Source organism: Niallia sp. 01092 (assembly GCF_052318935.1).
GTDB lineage: Bacteria > Bacillota > Bacilli > Bacillales > Cytobacillaceae > Niallia.
The window spans coordinates 24100-42782 of the sequence record NZ_JBQRKO010000028.1 but is presented as its reverse complement, the minus strand read 5'-3'; the positions used below and the strand labels follow the sequence as shown (position 1 = coordinate 42782).

Genomic DNA, 18683 nt, shown 5'->3' with positions numbered 1-18683 from the left:
AAGCGTTTTAGCAGCCTGCATACACGTAGACTCCTTTGGGAATGCGAGAAAAACGAGGAGGCTCGACGCTCGCTAAACGGACGAAGTGTATGCAAGCTGCGCGTTTAAAAGCAACAATCTATACGAAAAATCCCGGAACCATTATAATAAAGGATTAAATAGAGTTGAAACTTCCATCAATGAGTCTTCTCTGAAAGCTTTAACATATGTTATACTACATTAGTTGAACTATTTACAGTAAGTTTCTTAAGTAAGGGGAACTGCAATATATAGATGGAGGATTTTATGAATAAAAACTCAAAAATAGTAAAACCGATGGGTCAACTTATTACATTTAATCCTACTGGCGAATATTATTTTTCAAAAGGTATTAAAGCATATCATCGTAAAGATTATTATAAATCATTAAAATATTTGCAAAGAGCGATGCAATTAGAGCCGGGGGAACCAATGATTGTTTGCCAGCTAGCTATTCTATATGCAGATATTGGAGAATATCAAAAATCAAATAAGCTTCTTCATCTTGTCCTGGAAGAACTAGATGAAGAAATGGTGGAATGTTATTATTTCCTTGCAAATAATTATGCCCATTTAGGATTTTTTAAGGATGCTTATTATCACGCAAACCTATATTTAAAATTAGATAAAAATGGAGAATTTGTTGAAGAAACAGAGGATTTATTAGAAGTGTTGACATTAGAAACAGATGAACTTCATGAAGAAGAACCATATGAGGAAGATGACTTGATTAACAGGCAAGAAGAAGCGAGACAATTGCTTGAATCTGGACATTTCCCAAAAGCGGTTGAGATGTTAACGAAAGTTATTCAAGATTATCCTGAATATTGGTCTGCGTATAATAACCTCGCATTAGCTTATTTTTACTTAGGGGAAGTAGAAAAAGCAAACAACATTCTTGATGAAGTTTTCGAAAAAAATGTAGGGAATTTACATGCACTATGCAATAAATTGGTATTTGCATACTATGAAAATGAGCAGTCAAATGTTAAACAATTAACCGACATACTGCAAAAAATTAAACCGATATCAACTGATCATCAATTTAAGCTTGGAACTACATTTGCTTTAGTAGGGGAATATGGTTCAGCTTTCTTTTGGTTAAAAAAACTTCATAAACAAGGATTTGCTGGAGACGCTTCTTTTTATTATTGGTTTTCGTATGCAGCCTACTATACAGGCAGGGAAAATCTTGCCGCAATATTATGGGAAAAAGTAGTGGCAGAAAATCCAGAGAAAAAAGGATATGAACCTTGGAATAAACGTGAAGATAAAGTAAATGGTTTTGAAGATAATCTTACGTCTATTATAAAAAGATTGGAAAGCAATCATTTAGAAGAAAGATTATTTGCTTTGTTTTTAACAAGTATTTCTTCCTATAAAGAAAAAATCCTTTCAGCAAAAAACATACAGGAAAATCAGGTTCTTTCCCCATTAGAGGTACAGTATCTTTCCTTTGTTAAAACAGGATATAAAATAGAAGATCCACTATTATTAAGTGCGCATAGCACGGCTGAAATGATGTATAAAAAACACCAGCCAATAGGAACCGTTGAAGCGGGCTTATATTTAATGTGGTTTTCTGTCTTTATTGAACTTCATAAAGCGGGGGTAACAATGAAAAATAGCAGCGCTTGGGCAGCAGCGATGGATTATATATGGCATAAATACAGAGATGAAAAAATATCACAACAAGAAACAGCTGATTCATACGGCTTATCACCATCAACTTTGCAAAGATACATCAAACTAATTAAACAACATTTAAGTTAATACGCTTAAATAATGCTGTTTTCTCAAAGTTTGTTGTTTTTTACGTAAAACTCAGCAGACTGAATACACGTAAACTCCTGTGGGAATGCGAGAAAGACGAGACCCCACAGGAGCGTATGCGACGAGGAGGCTCGACGCTCGCCCACGGAAAGCGAAGTGTATTCAGGCTGCGAGTTTAAAAGCAACAATCTATATGAAAACAGCTTAAAATAAAAACCTTCTGCTGTTTTTTAATGAGCAGATTTTTGGACTATTATCACCTTGTTATATAGGATAGAAGTAGATGGTCATACTATAAATGCAAAATAAAACAGCTTAACATTTACATGAAAACGTATAGGTATAAGCAGTTTTTAATAGTAAAACAATAGAGGTTAGTTGTTATTTTGAAAAAGGAGTTGATTGTTGTGACAGAAGAAAAAATTTATGACGTTATAATTATAGGTGCTGGACCTGCGGGAATGACAGCCGCTGTTTATACATCTCGTGCTAATTTATCTACCTTAATGATCGAAAGGGGTATCCCAGGAGGTCAAATGGCCAATACGGAAGATGTCGAAAATTTCCCTGGATTTGAAAGTATTTTAGGACCAGATTTGTCGAATAAAATGTTTAATCACGCGAAGAAATTCGGCGCAGAATATGCATATGGTGACATTAAAGAAATAGTGGACGGAACAGAATACAAAACAGTAAAAGCTGGCTCAAAAGAGTATAAAGCAAGAGCTGTTATTCTTTCAACAGGTGCAGAGTATAAAAAGGTTGGTGTGCCAGGTGAAAAAGAACTTGGAGGCCGTGGTGTTTCCTATTGTGCAGTATGTGATGGCGCTTTCTTTAAAAATAAACGATTATTTGTCATTGGCGGCGGAGATTCTGCTGTTGAAGAAGGTGTGTATTTAACACGTTTTGCCTCACAAGTTACGATTGTTCATCGTCGTGAAGAGCTTCGTGCACAAAAAATCTTACAGCAGAGAGCTTTTGATAATGACAAAGTCGATTTTATCTGGAATCATACAGTGAAAGAAATTAACGAAAAAGACGGCAAAGTTGGCAGTGTAACACTTGTTTCTACTGTTGACAATACAGAACAAGAATTAGAAGCAGACGGAGTGTTTATTTATATCGGAATGGTGCCTTTATCGAAACCTTTTGAAGCTTTAGGTATTACGAATGAAAATGGCTATATTGAAACCAATGAGAGTATGGAAACGAAAGTTCCAGGAATTTTTGCTGCTGGAGATATTCGTGAGAAAACTCTTCGCCAAATTGTAACAGCAACAGGGGATGGAAGTATTGCAGCCCAAAGTGCACAACATTATGTAGAAGAGCTGATGGAGTCTTTAAAACAAAAAGCGTAATAATAAAAGTGTTAAAACCTTTTAATTTTACTGTAACAATAGTGAAATATATTTCGCGTATAATTATAATAGAAATTGACCCCCTTTTAAGATATATATCTTTTCCGAGGATGCTCTAAAGAAAGGTCAGACTGCCATTGTAGCTGGTACTGTGAACCTTTATTAGGGCACCCTCTTTTTTTTATGCTCAATTTGAATATTTTTAAGACGTGTAAATCAAGGGGCGAGTATACTTCGTTATGCAGATGCTCTGCTTTTTTATTAAGCTTTGACTTAAGAATGTTCTAGTGCCGATGTCTTAACATGCTCGAAGATGCGAGTTAATCAACCTTGCGTAGTTAGTCGATTTGCATTTTTTGCGTCTTAAATCGACCAGCGCTTTGTTTAGGCTTTTTGAATTCCAAAGCGCATTTTATTGTGGGTGTTTCTTAATAATAGTATAATAATAACAATAAATTACTGCGTTTTTACATAAGTATTCTACAAAATAATTGAGGTGATTTATCATGCAGCGTGTGACGAATTGTTTGTTGCTTAAAGGGAATAAAGTATTGCTTTTACAAAAACCAAGAAGAGGTTGGTGGGTAGCTCCTGGAGGGAAAATGGAACCAGGAGAATCAGTAAGAGACTCATGTATTCGTGAATTTAGAGAAGAAACAGGCATCTATTTACGAAATCCAAATATTAAAGGGATTTTTACCTTTATTATAAAAGATGGCGATAAAATAATATCGGAATGGATGATGTTCACCTTTTTTTCAACCGACTCTGATGGAATACATGTAGATGAATCGGAAGAAGGAAAAATTGTATGGCATGATCTAAATGAGATACGAAATCTGCCAATGGCCGAGGGTGATTATCATATATTAGATTATATGGTTCATGGTAACGGACTTATTTACGGAACCTTTACGTACACGCCAGATTTTGAATTAATTAGCTACCGTCTTGATCCAAGCTGAACTTAATAGGGGGAATGAACATGAGTGCGGTGAATGAGACACAATTTGTCATTATTACAGGAATGTCGGGTGCAGGAAAAACGGTTGCCGTTCAAAGCTTTGAAGATTTAGGTTTTTTCTGTGTAGATAATTTACCTCCAACTCTTTTACCAAAGTTTCTTGAACTTATAAAGGAATCTGAGAATAAGATGAATAAAGTAGCGTTGGTAATGGATTTAAGGGGAAGAGAATTCTTCGAACATTTATTTAGTGCACTAGATAACTTGGCAAAATCCTGGGCAACTCCTCGAATATTATTTTTAGATGCAGAAGACAGTACATTAGTTAGACGATATAAAGAAACAAGAAGATCTCACCCTCTTGCACCTTCAGGACTTCCTCTTGAAGGGATTAAAATGGAGAGGGAACTATTAGAAGAATTAAAAGGTCGGGCACAGGTTATTTACAATACATCACAAAGCTCACCAAGAGAATTGCGGGAAAAAATTTTAACAGAGTTCGCTACAAATAAAAAAACAATCTTCACAGTAAATGTGATGAGTTTCGGGTTTAAGCATGGCATTCCTATTGATGCAGACTTAGTATTTGATGTGCGTTTTTTACCAAATCCTCATTACGTTGAACATATGAGACCAAAAACCGGCCTGGATGCCGATGTATCTGGTTATGTATTAAAGTGGACAGAAACAAATCAATTTCTTGAAAAAGTAATCGATTTATTAACTTTTATGCTTCCCCAATATAAAAGAGAAGGGAAATCCCAGCTTGTTGTCGCAATCGGATGCACAGGTGGGCAGCATCGTTCTGTTGCTTTATCGGAATACATTGGACGCCATTTCGAAAAAGAGTATCATGTAGAATTTACTCATCGTGATATGAAGAGGAGAAAGGACCTGTAAACATGAGTGAAAGCGAGCAGCCAAGAATAGTAATCATCGGTGGAGGTACCGGTCTATCCGTTTTACTAAGAGGCTTAAAAAAATATCCTGTTGACATTACAGCAATTGTAACAGTCGCTGATGATGGAGGAAGCTCTGGCAGATTAAGAGACGATCTTGATATTCCTGCTCCAGGAGACATTCGAAATGTATTAGCTGCAATGTCTGATGTAGAGCCGTTAATTGAGGAGATGTTTCAGCACCGTTTTTCTAATAGCAAGGAACTTTCTGGTCATTCATTAGGAAATTTAATTATTGCCGCAATGACATCAATAACCGGAAATTTTACGTATGCCATTCAAGAAATGAGTAAAGTGTTAAATGTAAGGGGAAAAGTATTACCCGCGACAAATCATAGTGTAGTTCTAAAAGCTTTAATGGAAGATGGTTCAGTCGTAACAGGAGAATCGAGCATTCCTCAAAGTGAAAAGAAGATAAAAGAAGTTTATTTAGAACCGAAAAATTCTACCCCTTTACCAGAAGCGCTTCAGGCCATTCGTCATGCAGATTTAATTGTAATTGGTCCAGGCAGTTTATATACAAGTATTTTACCGAACTTGATCGTACCAAGAATAGGAGAAGAAATCCTTAAGGCTTCTGCTAAAAAAGTGTATATATGCAATATAATGACACAAGCAGGCGAAACATTGGACTATACGGCAAGTGATCATGTAAAGGCTATCTATGAACATATGAAACAGCCGTTTATTGATACGATACTTGTAAATAGAGAAAATATTCCGGACAATATACAAGAAAGATACAATGAGGAAAAAGCGAAACCGGTAAACTTTGATACAGATAGGTTAGAAAAACTGGAATTAAAAGTCATTGCAGGAGATATCATAAGCTTGGAAGATGGTGTGATTCGCCATAACACTGTAGAAGTAGCGAAGATACTGTACTCCTTAATCAATGAACAGGCTTAAAGCTAAACGAATATATCAAACCATATTTTTGGGTATATAATGTTTACTACATTAGGATACTAGGGAAGAGGCAGTTGGATAATAGGTCTAAAAGTCGTGTAATCACAAAGTAATATTATCCGAGGTCAAAAGCTAAGCTGAGATGGTAGTTAAATACAACTCTATCTCAGCTCATCTTTTGCTTATCGGAGTGGACCAAGGCGCCTGCGCTTTTCTTACAAAGTAAGAAAGTATAAAGTTTTTGAAGTTAAATGGATGTCTAGCTCCGGCGCCTAGCCCCTGTGAAATATAACCTCTTGACTCTAAAAGTAAAGAGTACTTTTTGAGTCAAGAGAACATTTTTCTTCGGGGCTGAGCAAGGCGGCCTGCGCTTTTCTGATTGGAGGTGAAGGAAATGTCTTTCGCTTCAGAGACAAAAAAGGAATTAACCACAATTGAAGTTAAACATTGCTGTGGAAAAGCAGAGCTATCTGCACTTATTCAAATGAATGGCACTTTATCATTTTCTAATCAAAAATTAGTAGTAAACATTCAAACAGAAAATGCAGCAATCGCTAGAAGAATTTATACATTAATAAAAAAATATTTTGACATACCGGTAGAACTGCTCGTTCGAAAGAAAATGCGCTTAAAAAAGAATAATGTGTATATTGTAAGACTTTCTACAAAAGGAAAAGAAATTTTAGAAGAGCTTCAAATATTAACTGAGGGATTTATGTTTACGCATGAAATTTCAAAAGAACTTGTCAAGAAAAAATGTTGTAAACGATCCTATTTGCGAGGAGCATTTCTTGCAGGCGGCTCTGTTAATAACCCGGAAACATCTTCTTATCATTTAGAAATATTCTCTTTGTATAAAGAGCATATAACGGCACTTAGTGAATTAATGAATTCATTCGGTTTAAATAGTAAAATTCTTGAGAGAAAAAAAGGCTTTATCACCTATTTAAAAGAAGCAGAAAAGATTACTGAGTTTTTAAATATAATTGGCGCTCATGGGGCCTTGCTTCGTTTTGAAGATATCCGGATAGTACGTGATATGAGAAATTCCGTCAATAGGCTTGTAAATTGTGAAACAGCAAACTTAAATAAGACGATTGGAGCTGCTTTAAGACAAGTCGAAAATATCCGTTTTATAGATAGGACAGTTGGATTACAAGTGCTTCCAGATAAATTACGGGAAATTGCTGAACTGAGAGTAGCGTATCAGGATGTAACATTAAAGGAATTAGGAGAAATGGTATCTTCCGGAAATATCAGCAAGTCTGGAATCAACCATCGCTTAAGAAAGATAGATGAAATTGCAGAAGCCCTTCGTCGAGGAGAGCAAGTAAACTGAATTTGATAATATAAACAAACACCTCGTTATAGAAACGAGGTGTTTCAGGTTATCGACAAACGCTCGCTTTCTTCGTTGTTCGCCTTACTCGGATGCTCAAAAGGATGAACGACTAAGTACGTCACGTCCTGTGACAACGTCGTTCTGACCAACATCCTGTTGGTCGCCGCTCCTCCCAAGGCTTCACGCCTCGAAAGACAAACGTTTTCGATCAGCCTGAAGTTTCTGCAAAAAGTGGGTTTGTCTACACGCTGAAACACCTCGCCATAGAAGCGAGGTGTTTTAAAATGTTTTATTTTTTGTCATCCGTTAAAGAATTACGTGTAATGATATGATCTACTAAACCATATTCTTTTGCTCTATCAGCAGTCATGAAGTTATCACGTTCTGTATCACGTGCAATAACATCGATAGGTTGACCAGTGCGCTCAGATAAGATGCCATTTAACTTATCACGTAAGAAAAGAATTCTTTTTGCAGCAATTTCAATTTCTGTTGCTTGACCTTGAGCTCCACCAAGTGGCTGATGGATCATTACTTCACTGTTTGGAAGGCAGTAACGTTTTCCTTTTTCACCTGCTGCAAGTAAGAAAGCTCCCATTGAAGCAGCCATACCGATGCAAATAGTTTGCACTTTTGGTTTAATGAATTGCATTGTATCATAGATTGCCATTCCCGCAGTAATACTTCCGCCAGGGCTATTGATGTAGATGGAAACATCTTTTTCTGGATTTTCTGCATCTAAAAACAATAATTGAGATACAATGGAATTTGCTACATTATCATCAATTGCGCTTCCTAACATAATAATACGATCCTTTAATAGACGAGAATAAATATCGTAAGCACGTTCTCCTCTATTTGTTTGCTCAATAACTGTAGGAATTAAATTCATTGCAAATCCTCCTTTTTAAGATAAAGTCATTTTTGAGTCTTTAAGTATGTGTTTCTTCAGTAATGATATGATCAATACTGTATGTAACCTTAATGATACACGGATGGTCAATTAAGGTCAAACGATTACTATTAGATGTTGTAAATAATCATTCGACACCGGTTAAATAACGAATGAATTTCTAATGAATTTCTATTATGTTATCTATACCATCATATCCAATAAGGCTTTTTTTAAACAATAATTGCCTTGCATAAATAGAAAACTTAGCATATAATATGAAAGCGAAACTTTTGTAGATTTGTTTATTTACAGTATCTTAATTTGCCCTCGTGGTGTAACGGATAGCACGTAAGATTCCGGTTCTTGAAATGGGGGTTCGATTCCCTCCGAGGGCGCTAAAACTATTGATAAATAAGGGTTTTTTGGAGGTTTTCATTTTTTTGTCCGATACTCCAAAAAACTCTTATTTTATTTTCCCTAACCAAGCTTTCACTCCAAGCAATGCAGAGGTTTTCGTTCGGTTTTCCGAGGCTTACCACACGCTTTCCGCGAGGCGAGCGCCGAGCCGCTTCGTCGCTACGCTCCTGCAGGGTCTCGCCTGTCTCGCAAATCCCGCAGGAGTCTCACGCCTTCCGTTCCAATCAACAAAGTATCAAAATCAACAATTAGCTTTAACACAGCCTTATTTTAAAAATGTTAAAATGAAACCAGTGATAATTAGATTCAATGCGCCAATTCGAATAACCCACATAACTATTCTCTCTTTTAAAAATTTTGAAATTTTGTGAGCCAAAACTGTATAAGCTACATCATTTAGGACACCTATGAACAAATATGTTGCACCTAGTATTGTTATTTGATGAATATATGAATATTCATTACTGATAAATTGAGGGATAAAAGCGGCGAAAAATATAATGCTTTTAGGATTTAAAACAGATATCCAAAAGCCCTTTATAAATGACTTTTTTTGTTCGTGTGTATTATTGTTATGGTCTAATCTTTTTGATTTTCCTTTTGATTCAATCCAAATCTTAACTCCTAAATAAATTAAATAAAGCGCACCAATAATTTTTAAAGTTAGAAAAGCAGTAGGGGAGGAAACTATGATTGCTCCTACGCCAGCAAAAGATAAAATCATTGCAACTAAATCTCCTAAAAAAACTCCTGGAATAATAGATAAAGCATTTCTTTTTCCGTCATTTATACTTGTAGTAATAAGAAATGTTACTGCTGGTCCAGGCGCAGATATTATTAATATAGAAGCAATGATAAACGAAACCCACAATTCGATTGGCATGATTAACCTCCAAATAAATAAGATTGGTAGAATATCCTGTTTTTAATTAAATTTCGTTATGAATATAAATAGTCCATCTTATTTTAAAATCCCTTGAGCTTTTTTATCTACTAGTCTCTGTTTTTTTCATATATTTAAAAAAATCTGTATCTTCCACTATAACATTAAAACTATTGATAAAATGTAAGTATTTTTTTATAAATAACTATTTACTAACCATAAAATAAGAATAAGAATCACATCTACATCATTCTAAAACGTTAGGTGAATATTTTCACATATAAATGTCTAAAAAAACTTCACTTTTTCGTCAAAATTCATAAAAAATAGGCTCATATAAGTTGAATTCATTTAGTACTGGTGTTAGAATAATTTTGTAGCAGGAAAGCATTTTTTTTGAAGCCTCTGGGACATAAATTGTCTATGCGGGACTTTTAACGACCACTGTAAGTGAAGGAGCAACAACATGTATTCATTTATTGAGATTCAGAAAAGATTATTACCTGATTTACTTACAGTTATGCAAAAAAGATATTATATTCTTCAATACATTAGTAGTATGCAGCCTGTTGGCAGAAGAAGCTTAGCAGGAAGCTTAGGACTGACGGAAAGAGTGCTGCGAAGTGAAGTAGAATTTTTAAAAGAGCAAAAACTAATCTTCATCTCTAATATCGGGATGTCACTCACTTCGATCGGACAAGAAACGTTGAGAAGTCTTTCTAATGTAATGAGGGAAGTAACAGGTATTAATGAAATGGAGAAGCTACTACATAAGAAACTCAATGTCAGTAAAGTAATTATTGTTGCCGGTGACAGTGATCATTCCCCGTGGGTAAAAAAAGAGCTAGGTCTTGCTGCAGCAAATTGCATGAAATCGCTTCTCGGAGGAAATAATATCATCGCAGTTACTGGAGGTACCACTATGGCTTCTGTAGCCGAGATGTTAACCCCAGATGTTGCAGATGGTGAATTATTGTTTGTTCCTGCTCGTGGAGGTATTGGTGAAGATGTAAAAAATCAAGCGAATACCATTTGCGCCATGATGGCAGATCATACGGCAAGCAAGCATCGTGTTTTATATGTTCCAGATGAGGTAAGCAAAGAAATGTATAAAAGCATTATAAAAGATCCTCACATCAGCGAGGTGCTTAACCTGATAAAATCTGCGGATATGTTAGTACACGGAATTGGCGAAGCCGTTACAATGGCACAACGCCGAAATACTAATGCTAGTAATATGGAAAAAATTGAAGAAGCAAAAGCAGTTGGTGAAGCGTTTGGATACTATTTTAATGAAGCTGGAGAAGTTGTCTATAAAGTAGAAACGATTGGGATTCGACTGGAGAACTTAACGGCCGTACCAAATGTAATAGCTGTTGCTGGCGGTTCCTCAAAATCAAAAGCAATTAGTGCATACTTAAAAAAAGCACCACCTTCCACAATATTAATTACCGATGAAGGTGCTGCGAAGAACTTGATATAACGGGATTTCCCTTTATATATAAATATCCTTAAAATTTAGAGGAGGAAATTATAATGACAGTAAAAGTTGGTATTAACGGATTTGGACGTATCGGACGCTTAGCGTTTAGAAAAATTATCGAAAACCCAGAATTAGAAGTAGTAGCAATCAATGATTTAACTGACACTAAAATGTTAGCACATCTTTTAAAATATGATTCATCTCAAGGTACTTTCCAAGGTGAAGTAGAAGTTCACGAAGGTTATTTCTTAGTAAACGGTAAAAAAGTAGTAACAACTGCTGAAAGAAATCCTGCAGACCTTAAATGGGGCGAGCTTGGAGTAGACACAGTTCTTGAATGTACTGGTTTCTTTACTTCAAAAGAAAAAGCAGAAGCTCACATCACTGCTGGTGCTAAAAACGTTGTTATCTCTGCACCTGCAACTGGCGAAATGAAAACAGTTGTTTATAACGTAAACCATGAAATTCTTGATGGATCTGAAACAGTTATTTCTGGTGCTTCTTGTACTACTAACTGTCTTGCTCCAATGGCACAAGTTTTACAAAACAAATTTGGTATCGTAGAAGGATTAATGACTACAATCCATGCTTACACTGGTGACCAAAATACTTTAGATGCTCCACATCCAAAAGGTGATTTCCGCCGTGCTCGTGCAGCAGCTGAAAACATTATTCCTAACTCAACTGGTGCTGCTAAAGCAATCGGTTTAGTATTACCTGAATTACAAGGTAAACTTGATGGAGCTGCACAACGTGTTCCTGTAAAAACTGGTTCATTAACTGAACTTGTTACTGTTCTTGATGAAAACGTAACTGTTGAACAAATTAATGCAGCAATGAAAGAAGCAGCTAACGAATCTTTCGGTTACACTGAAGATGAAATCGTTTCTTCTGATATTATCGGAATCAGCTACGGTTCATTATTTGATGCAACTCAAACTAAAGTATTAACTGTTGGCGACAAACAACTTGTTAAAACAGTTGCTTGGTACGATAACGAAATGTCTTACACTAACCAACTTGTTAGAACTGTAAAACACTTCGCACAACTAGCTAAATAATTTTAGTATTAACTAAAATAAGAGTGATTGTACACCCTTAATCAAACAGCGGAAACTTCTTGTTTCCGCTATTTTAAAAAAAATGTAGTGGGGGTCTTTAAAGTGAATAAGAAAACAATCCGCGATATCGATTTAAAAGGCAAAAAAGTATTTGTCCGTGTTGATTTTAACGTACCGATGAAAGATCAACAAATTACGGATGAAACAAGAATTCAAGCTGCAATTCCTACAATTAACCAATTAGTTGAAAAAGGTGCAATCGTGATTTTAGCAAGCCATTTAGGCCGTCCAAAAGGCCAAGTGGTTGAAGAATTGCGTTTAACTCCTGTTGCTACTCGTTTATCTGAAGTATTAGGTAAAAAAGTAGTGAAAACAGATGAGTCTTATGGCGAGGCTGTAATAGCTGAAATCAGCAAGCTTACTGAAGGCGATGTTCTTCTTTTAGAAAACGTTCGTTTTAATGCTGGCGAAGAGAAAAACGATGCAGAATTAGCGAAAGCTTATGCAGAACTTGCAGATGTTTTTGTAAACGATGCATTTGGAGCAGCACACCGTGCACATGCTTCTACAGAAGGAATTGCACACCATATTCCAGCAGTATCTGGTTTGTTAATGGAAAAAGAACTTGACGTTCTAGGCAAAGCATTATCAAATCCTGAGCGTCCGTTCACTGCTATTATTGGTGGAGCAAAAGTTAAAGATAAAATCGGCGTAATTGATAATCTTCTAGATAAAGTAGATAACTTGATTATTGGCGGTGGATTAGCTTATACATTTGTAAAAGCTTTAGGCCATGAAATCGGAAAATCTCTTTTAGAAGAAGATAAAATCGAGCTTGCTAAATCATATATGGAAAAAGCAAAAGCAAAAGGCGTTAACTTCTATATGCCTGTAGATGCAACGGTTGCAGATGACTTCTCTGAAAGTGCAAACATCAAAGCGGTAGCTATTGAAGAAATCCCTGCAGATTGGGAAGCACTTGATATTGGTCCTAAAACAGCTGCTATTTATGCAGACGTTATTAAAAACTCTAAATTAGTTATTTGGAATGGACCTATGGGTGTATTTGAAATGGATACATTCGCAAAAGGTACAAAAGCAGTAGCAGAGGCTCTTGCTGAATCCCAAGATACATACTCTGTAATTGGTGGTGGAGATTCTGCAGCAGCAGTAGAGAAATTTGATTTAGCAGACAAAATGAGTCATATTTCTACTGGCGGTGGAGCATCATTAGAGTTTATGGAAGGCAAAGAACTTCCAGGTGTAGTAGCTTTAAACGATAAATAAGCAATCATTTGCATGAAAGGATGTACAACACATGCGTAAACCTATTATTGCAGGAAACTGGAAAATGAATAAAACGCTTCCTGAAGCAGTTGCATTTATTGAAGAAATTAAAGGTTCTGTTCCTTCAAGTGAAAACGTAGATACAGTAGTTTGTTCACCTGCGTTATTCTTAGGACAATTAGTAGAACTAACAAAGGGCACAGATGTAAAGATTGGTGCTCAAAATATGCACTTTGAAAAAAATGGTGCATTCACTGGTGAAATCAGCCCAGTTGCACTTGAAAACATCGGTGCAAAATATGTAGTGCTTGGACATTCTGAGCGCCGCGAATTCTTTAACGAAACAGATGAAGCAGTAAACCAAAAAACAATCGCAGCATTTGAAAATGGTTTAACACCAATTGTATGCTGTGGTGAAACATTAGAGCAAAGAGAAAACGGCGAAACAAATGATTTCGTTGCAACTCAAGTTCAAAAAGCTCTTCAAGGTTTAACAGACGAGCAAGCAAAAGCTACAGTTGTTGCATATGAGCCAATTTGGGCGATCGGAACTGGAAAATCATCTACATCTGCTGATGCAAACGAAGTATGTGCACATATTCGTAAAGTAATCAGTGAACAGTTCTCTGCAGAAGTTGCTGAAAGCATCCGCATTCAATACGGCGGCAGCGTGAAACCTGAAAATATTAAAGAATACATGGCTCAATCTGATATTGATGGAGCTTTAGTTGGTGGAGCAAGCTTAGAAGCTCAGAGCTTCCTACAATTATTGGAGGAAGGTAAAGCATGAGTAAATCACCAGTAGCATTAATCATATTAGACGGTTTTGCTTTAAGAAGCGAACGTATGGGTAATGCGGTTGCTCAAGCTAATAAGCCTAACTTTGATAAATATTGGAACGAATACCCACATGCGACTTTAGTGGCTAGCGGTGAAGAGGTAGGTCTTCCTGAGGGACAAATGGGGAACTCAGAAGTAGGTCACTTAAATATTGGAGCAGGGCGTATTGTATACCAAAGTTTAACAAGAGTAAATGTTGCAATAAGAGAAGGCGATTTTGAAAAAAATGAAACCTTTGTTAATGCAATTAAACACGTAAAAGAAAAAGGCAAAAACCTTCACCTTTTTGGTTTATTGTCTGACGGTGGAGTGCACAGTCATATTGAACATATGTTTGCTCTACTTCGTCTTGCAAAAGAAGAAGGCGTAAAAAATGTATATATTCATGGTATTCTTGATGGCCGAGACGTCGGTCAAAAGACTGCAGAAAAATACATTAAAGAAACGCAAGAAAAAATCAAAGAATACGGTGTCGGAGAAATTGCTACAATTTCAGGCCGCTACTACTCTATGGATAGAGACCAACGCTGGGATCGTGTAGAGAAATCGTATCGTGCAATGGTATATGGGGAAGGACCTAGCTACTCCAATCCTCTTGACGTTGTAGAAGATAATTACAAAAACGAAATTTATGATGAATTTGTACTGCCTTCCGTTATCACAAAAGAAAACGGAGAGCCAGTTGCAACGATTCAAGATGAAGATGCAGTAATATTCTATAATTTCCGTCCAGATCGTGCGATTCAAATTTCAAACACATTTACAAATGAAGACTTCCGTTCATTTGATCGTGGTGCAAACCATCCGAAGAACCTTTACTTTGTATGCTTAACTCACTTTAGTGAAACAGTAAAAGGATATGTGGCATTTAAGCCAACAAACCTTGATAATACATTAGGGGAAGTTCTTTCACAAAATGGTTTAAAGCAACTTCGCATTGCGGAAACGGAAAAATATCCACACGTTACCTTCTTTATGAGTGGTGGACGTGAAGCTGAATTTCCTGGTGAAAAACGTATTTTGATCAACTCTCCTAAAGTTGCAACATACGATTTAAAACCGGAAATGAGTGCTAACGAAGTTACAGAAGCTTTATTAAAAGAAATAGAAGCAGATAATTTTGATGCAATCATCCTGAACTTTGCAAATCCTGATATGGTTGGGCACTCCGGAATGCTTGAACCAACGATTAAAGCAATTGAAACAGTAGATGAATGCTTAGGAAAAATTATCACTTTGATTGAACAAAAAGGCGGAAAAGCCATTATTACAGCAGACCATGGTAATTCAGATGAAGTAGTAACTTTAGATGGTAAACCAATGACTGCTCATACAACAAACCCTGTTCCTGTAATCGTTACAGAAAAAGGTGCAGAATTGCGTACAGATGGAATTCTTGGAGATTTAGCTCCAACTATGTTAGATTTATTAGGGCTGGAAAAACCAGCTGAAATGACTGGAACATCAATTATCAAAAAATAATTTTTTAAAAAAAAGGAGAGAATTATTATGCCATACATCCAACATGTATATGCTCGTGAAGTATTAGACTCCCGCGGTAACCCAACAGTAGAAGTAGAAGTATTAACAGAATCAGGTTTCTTCGGCCGTGCACTTGTACCATCAGGTGCTTCAACTGGTGAATACGAAGCAGTAGAATTACGCGATGGTGACAAATCTCGTTACCTAGGCAAAGGTGTTTTAAAAGCAGTAGAAAACGTAAATGAAGTAATTGCAGAAGCAGTTATCGGTATGGACGTTACAGATCAAGCTGGCATCGACAAAACGATGATCGAACTTGATGGAACAGAAAATAAAGGTAAATTAGGTGCTAACGCAATCCTTGGTGTATCTATGGCTGCTGCACATGCTGCTTCTGAAGTAGTAGGTCTGCCATTATACCGTTACCTTGGTGGTTTCAATGCAAAACAATTGCCAACTCCAATGATGAACATCATCAATGGTGGTTCACATGCTGACAACAACGTGGATTTCCAAGAATTCATGATCTTGCCAGTAGGTGCTCCAACTTTCAAAGAAGCTTTACGTACTGGTGCTGAAGTATTCCATGCACTAAAATCAGTTTTATCTGCAAAAGGTTTAAACACTGCTGTAGGTGACGAAGGTGGATTCGCTCCAAACCTTGGTTCTAACCGTGAAGCATTAGAAGTAATCATCGAAGCAATCAAAAAAGCTGGCTATGAGCCTGGTAAAGACGTATTCTTAGGAATGGACGTTGCTTCTTCTGAATTCTACAACAAAGAAACTGGTAAATACGATCTTGCAGGAGAAGGCCGTACTGGTTTAACTTCTGAAGAATTAGTAACTTTCTATGAAGAATTAGTAAATGAATTCCCAATCATCTCTATCGAAGACGGATTAGATGAAAACGACTGGGAAGGTCATAAATTATTAACAGACCGCATCGGTTCTAAAGTACAATTAGTTGGTGATGATTTATTCGTTACAAACACTAAAAAATTAGCTGAAGGTATCGAAAAAGGAATTGCTAACTCAATCCTTATCAAAGTTAACCAAATCGGTACTTTAACAGAAACTTTCGAAGCAATCGAAATGGCTAAACGTGCTGGCTACACAGCAGTAGTTTCTCACCGTTCTGGTGAAACAGAAGATGCTACAATCGCTGACATCGCTGTTGCTACAAACGCTGGCCAAATCAAAACTGGTTCATTATCACGTACAGATCGTATTGCTAAATACAACCAACTTCTTCGCATCGAAGACGAGCTTGGCGATTTAGCAGTATACGATGGTTTAAAATCTTTCTACAACCTTAAAAAATAATAAAAGTTAGAAGATATCTCTTTTAAACTTTACCTAACACCCCTATTAATGAGTGAGCAATTGCCATTAATAGGGGTGTTTTATTTTGGAGAATTATTTAGAACTCTAATAAGAATGATTTATAAGCTTTAAAAATATCTCTTTTAAAATGGCTGTGTTAAAGCGAATTGTTGATTTTGATACATTGTTGATTGCAGCGAATGCCTCTCTCTGCAATCAACGGGCAAGTTTTAACAGAGCCACCCATGCTAATAAAAATTCGCACCATGGCGCATGAAAAGAAGCAGTCTCCACATTTATAGCGCAGAGCAGCGTGAATACACGAAGACTCCTGCGGGAAAGCGAGACAGACGAGACCCTGCAGGAGCGTAGCGACGAAGCGGCTCGGCGCTCGCCCGCGGAAAGCGTAGTGTATTCACGCTGCGGAACTTCTTTTCAGCGTAGCCTTTAAAATAAAAAAATTAAAAGGTATTTCATGTTTTGCCTAGAATATTACGATGAATAATAAAAAAGAAAAATTTCCCGCAGGAGGAATTTAAATGACTGAAAGCAAAGGAATAAATCGTTTAAAAACAAGTGTTGAAGGACAGGATCTTGTGATAGAGAGAATTTTTAAGGCACCTAAAGATTTTTTATTCCAAGCTTTTTCAGAATCAGATCGTTTAGCAAGATGGTGGGGTCCGAAAGGCTGGAAAACAGAAAATAAGAAATTTGAATTTGAACAAAACGGTATTTGGCATTATTGCATGAAATGTGTGGATAAAAAACAAGGAGAATTCTTTGGGCAGGAATCATGGGGGAAAGCAGTTTTTAAGGAAATCGATGTACCGAATAAAATTGTCTATACAGATAGTTTTTCAGATAAAGATGGAAATACGATAGCTGAAATGCCGAGCATACAAATTACACTAAACTTTATTGAGCAAGGAGAAAACACGCTGCTAAATATTCGATCTTGTTTTCCTTCACCGGAAGCACTGCAGCAAGTGATGGAAATGGGGGTAGTAGAAGGAATGTCCTCTCAATTTGAGTGTTTGGATGAATTTTTAGCGGAAAATGAACGCTGAAAATAATAGCTTATTTTTTGCCTGCTATTGTTCCTATATCTAAAATATGTTACATTAATACTAATGTAATGTTCGTCTTAATGGAGGTGTGATTATGATACACACAGTATTAATTACGTTATTAATTATTGTTGCATTAGCTTTAATTGTAGTAGTTCTTCTGCAAGCTGGGAAAAGTTCTGGATTATCCGGTGCGATTTCAGGTGGAGCTGAACAGCTTTTTGGTAAACAAAAAGCAAGAGGATTAGATTTAATTCTTCACAATACGACAATTGTGTTGGCAATTCTGTTCTTTGTATTAACAATTGGAGTAAGTTATTTTGATTTGTAAAGTTTAGTCTGGTATAGATAGAAAACCTGGCCTGTGGAAGGTCAGGTTTTTTTCGAATTAGGATAAAATGCTAGTGAAAGATTGAGTGATTAGAACCGTACTTTTATAAGTCCATTCACACTCTTTCAAAAAAGCATGATTAAAATACATAATACTGGATTGCTCTAAATATGTCTGACTAAAATAAGAAGTATACTATATCATTATAGGAGTTTCGATTATAACATTTTACTACTACCATTAAAACAAGGTAACATAAATGTAGGGAATGATAATTATAGAGTCAAAGGA

Annotated in this window: 16 protein-coding genes and 1 tRNA gene; 15 read left to right on the top strand and 2 right to left on the bottom strand. The window is 36.3% G+C overall.

The features are described from left to right. Positions 1–285: 285 nt before the first annotated feature. The 6 genes from ACTXGU_RS19990 to whiA all read left to right on the top strand — a co-directional run bounded on the left by ACTXGU_RS19990 (position 286) and on the right by whiA (position 7320). Positions 286–1791 carry a tetratricopeptide repeat protein gene (locus ACTXGU_RS19990; RefSeq protein ID WP_443483284.1) on the top strand — a complete coding sequence of 502 codons (1506 nt, stop codon included), beginning with the start codon at positions 286–288 and terminating at the stop codon, positions 1789–1791. A gap of 407 nt (positions 1792–2198) precedes the next feature. After that, positions 2199–3149 carry a thioredoxin-disulfide reductase gene (gene trxB, locus ACTXGU_RS19985; RefSeq protein WP_443483283.1) on the top strand — a complete coding sequence of 317 codons (951 nt, stop codon included), beginning with the start codon at positions 2199–2201 and terminating at the stop codon, positions 3147–3149. A 506-nt stretch (positions 3150–3655) separates the two neighbouring features. Further along, on the top strand, positions 3656–4114 hold the full coding sequence (locus tag ACTXGU_RS19980; RefSeq protein WP_443483282.1) for an NUDIX hydrolase: 459 nt from the start codon (positions 3656–3658) through the stop codon (positions 4112–4114). 14 nt (positions 4115–4128) lie between these two features. Next, positions 4129–5013, top strand: coding sequence for an RNase adapter RapZ (gene rapZ / locus ACTXGU_RS19975; RefSeq protein ID WP_443483281.1), 885 nt, complete (start codon positions 4129–4131; stop codon positions 5011–5013). A 2-nt stretch (positions 5014–5015) separates the two neighbouring features. After that, on the top strand, positions 5016–5981 hold the full coding sequence (locus ACTXGU_RS19970; protein WP_443483280.1) for a gluconeogenesis factor YvcK family protein: 966 nt from the start codon (positions 5016–5018) through the stop codon (positions 5979–5981). 394 nt (positions 5982–6375) lie between these two features. Then, positions 6376–7320 carry a DNA-binding protein WhiA gene (gene whiA / locus ACTXGU_RS19965; RefSeq protein WP_443483279.1) on the top strand — a complete coding sequence of 315 codons (945 nt, stop codon included), beginning with the start codon at positions 6376–6378 and terminating at the stop codon, positions 7318–7320. A gap of 292 nt (positions 7321–7612) precedes the next feature. Here whiA and clpP read toward each other — a convergent pair whose 3' ends face one another. Beyond that, the gene (clpP, locus tag ACTXGU_RS19960; RefSeq protein WP_443483278.1) at positions 7613–8215 is read right to left on the bottom strand and encodes an ATP-dependent Clp endopeptidase proteolytic subunit ClpP; all 603 of its coding nucleotides are present in this window, start codon (positions 8213–8215) and stop codon (positions 7613–7615) included. A 326-nt stretch (positions 8216–8541) separates the two neighbouring features. On the opposite strand from clpP, the gene ACTXGU_RS19955 reads away from it, so the two are divergent. Continuing rightward, positions 8542–8613: transfer RNA gene (locus ACTXGU_RS19955), tRNA-Arg, on the top strand. A gap of 287 nt (positions 8614–8900) precedes the next feature. Here ACTXGU_RS19955 and ACTXGU_RS19950 read toward each other — a convergent pair. Further along, a complete protein-coding gene (locus tag ACTXGU_RS19950) occupies positions 8901–9518 on the bottom strand; it encodes a LysE family translocator (protein WP_443483277.1) in 618 nt (205 codons plus the stop codon). A 466-nt stretch (positions 9519–9984) separates the two neighbouring features. Between ACTXGU_RS19950 and ACTXGU_RS19945 the strand changes: the two genes are divergently transcribed. The 8 genes from ACTXGU_RS19945 to secG all read left to right on the top strand — a co-directional run bounded on the left by ACTXGU_RS19945 (position 9985) and on the right by secG (position 18392). Continuing rightward, positions 9985–11001, top strand: coding sequence for a sugar-binding transcriptional regulator (locus ACTXGU_RS19945; RefSeq protein WP_443483276.1), 1017 nt, complete (start codon positions 9985–9987; stop codon positions 10999–11001). Between the two features lie 53 nt (positions 11002–11054). Then, the gene (gene gap / locus ACTXGU_RS19940; protein WP_443483275.1) at positions 11055–12062 is read left to right on the top strand and encodes a type I glyceraldehyde-3-phosphate dehydrogenase; all 1008 of its coding nucleotides are present in this window, start codon (positions 11055–11057) and stop codon (positions 12060–12062) included. 102 nt (positions 12063–12164) lie between these two features. After that, a complete protein-coding gene (locus tag ACTXGU_RS19935) occupies positions 12165–13349 on the top strand; it encodes a phosphoglycerate kinase (protein WP_443483274.1) in 1185 nt (394 codons plus the stop codon). 31 nt (positions 13350–13380) lie between these two features. Further along, positions 13381–14139, top strand: coding sequence for a triose-phosphate isomerase (gene tpiA / locus ACTXGU_RS19930; RefSeq protein ID WP_443483273.1), 759 nt, complete (start codon positions 13381–13383; stop codon positions 14137–14139). Beyond that, on the top strand, positions 14136–15671 hold the full coding sequence (gpmI, locus tag ACTXGU_RS19925; protein ID WP_443483272.1) for a 2,3-bisphosphoglycerate-independent phosphoglycerate mutase: 1536 nt from the start codon (positions 14136–14138) through the stop codon (positions 15669–15671). Before tpiA ends, gpmI begins: the two co-directional genes overlap by 4 nt. A 27-nt stretch (positions 15672–15698) precedes the next feature. Then, a complete protein-coding gene (eno, locus tag ACTXGU_RS19920; protein WP_443483271.1) occupies positions 15699–16994 on the top strand; it encodes a phosphopyruvate hydratase in 1296 nt (431 codons plus the stop codon). Positions 16995–17533: 539 nt separating this feature from the next. Continuing rightward, a complete protein-coding gene (locus ACTXGU_RS19915; RefSeq protein ID WP_443483270.1) occupies positions 17534–18061 on the top strand; it encodes an SRPBCC family protein in 528 nt (175 codons plus the stop codon). A 97-nt stretch (positions 18062–18158) separates the two neighbouring features. Next, positions 18159–18392 carry a preprotein translocase subunit SecG gene (gene secG, locus ACTXGU_RS19910; protein WP_443483297.1) on the top strand — a complete coding sequence of 78 codons (234 nt, stop codon included), beginning with the start codon at positions 18159–18161 and terminating at the stop codon, positions 18390–18392. Positions 18393–18683: the final 291 nt, after the last annotated feature.

Bases quoted from the DNA above. Each gene is read 5' to 3' on its own strand.
- ACTXGU_RS19950 (WP_443483277.1), bottom strand. From the start codon at position 9,518: ATGCCAATCGAATTGTGGGTTTCGTTTATCATTGCTTCTATATTAATA.
- ACTXGU_RS19990 (WP_443483284.1), top strand. From the start codon at position 286: ATGAATAAAAACTCAAAAATAGTAAAACCGATGGGTCAACTTATTACA.
- gap (WP_443483275.1), top strand. From the start codon at position 11,055: ATGACAGTAAAAGTTGGTATTAACGGATTTGGACGTATCGGACGCTTA.
- rapZ (WP_443483281.1), top strand. From the start codon at position 4,129: ATGAACATGAGTGCGGTGAATGAGACACAATTTGTCATTATTACAGGA.
- tpiA (WP_443483273.1), top strand. From the start codon at position 13,381: ATGCGTAAACCTATTATTGCAGGAAACTGGAAAATGAATAAAACGCTT.
- ACTXGU_RS19970 (WP_443483280.1), top strand. From the start codon at position 5,016: ATGAGTGAAAGCGAGCAGCCAAGAATAGTAATCATCGGTGGAGGTACC.
- eno (WP_443483271.1), top strand. From the start codon at position 15,699: ATGCCATACATCCAACATGTATATGCTCGTGAAGTATTAGACTCCCGC.
- ACTXGU_RS19980 (WP_443483282.1), top strand. From the start codon at position 3,656: ATGCAGCGTGTGACGAATTGTTTGTTGCTTAAAGGGAATAAAGTATTG.
- whiA (WP_443483279.1), top strand. From the start codon at position 6,376: ATGTCTTTCGCTTCAGAGACAAAAAAGGAATTAACCACAATTGAAGTT.
- ACTXGU_RS19945 (WP_443483276.1), top strand. From the start codon at position 9,985: ATGTATTCATTTATTGAGATTCAGAAAAGATTATTACCTGATTTACTT.
- ACTXGU_RS19915 (WP_443483270.1), top strand. From the start codon at position 17,534: ATGACTGAAAGCAAAGGAATAAATCGTTTAAAAACAAGTGTTGAAGGA.
- gpmI (WP_443483272.1), top strand. From the start codon at position 14,136: ATGAGTAAATCACCAGTAGCATTAATCATATTAGACGGTTTTGCTTTA.
- clpP (WP_443483278.1), bottom strand. From the start codon at position 8,215: ATGAATTTAATTCCTACAGTTATTGAGCAAACAAATAGAGGAGAACGT.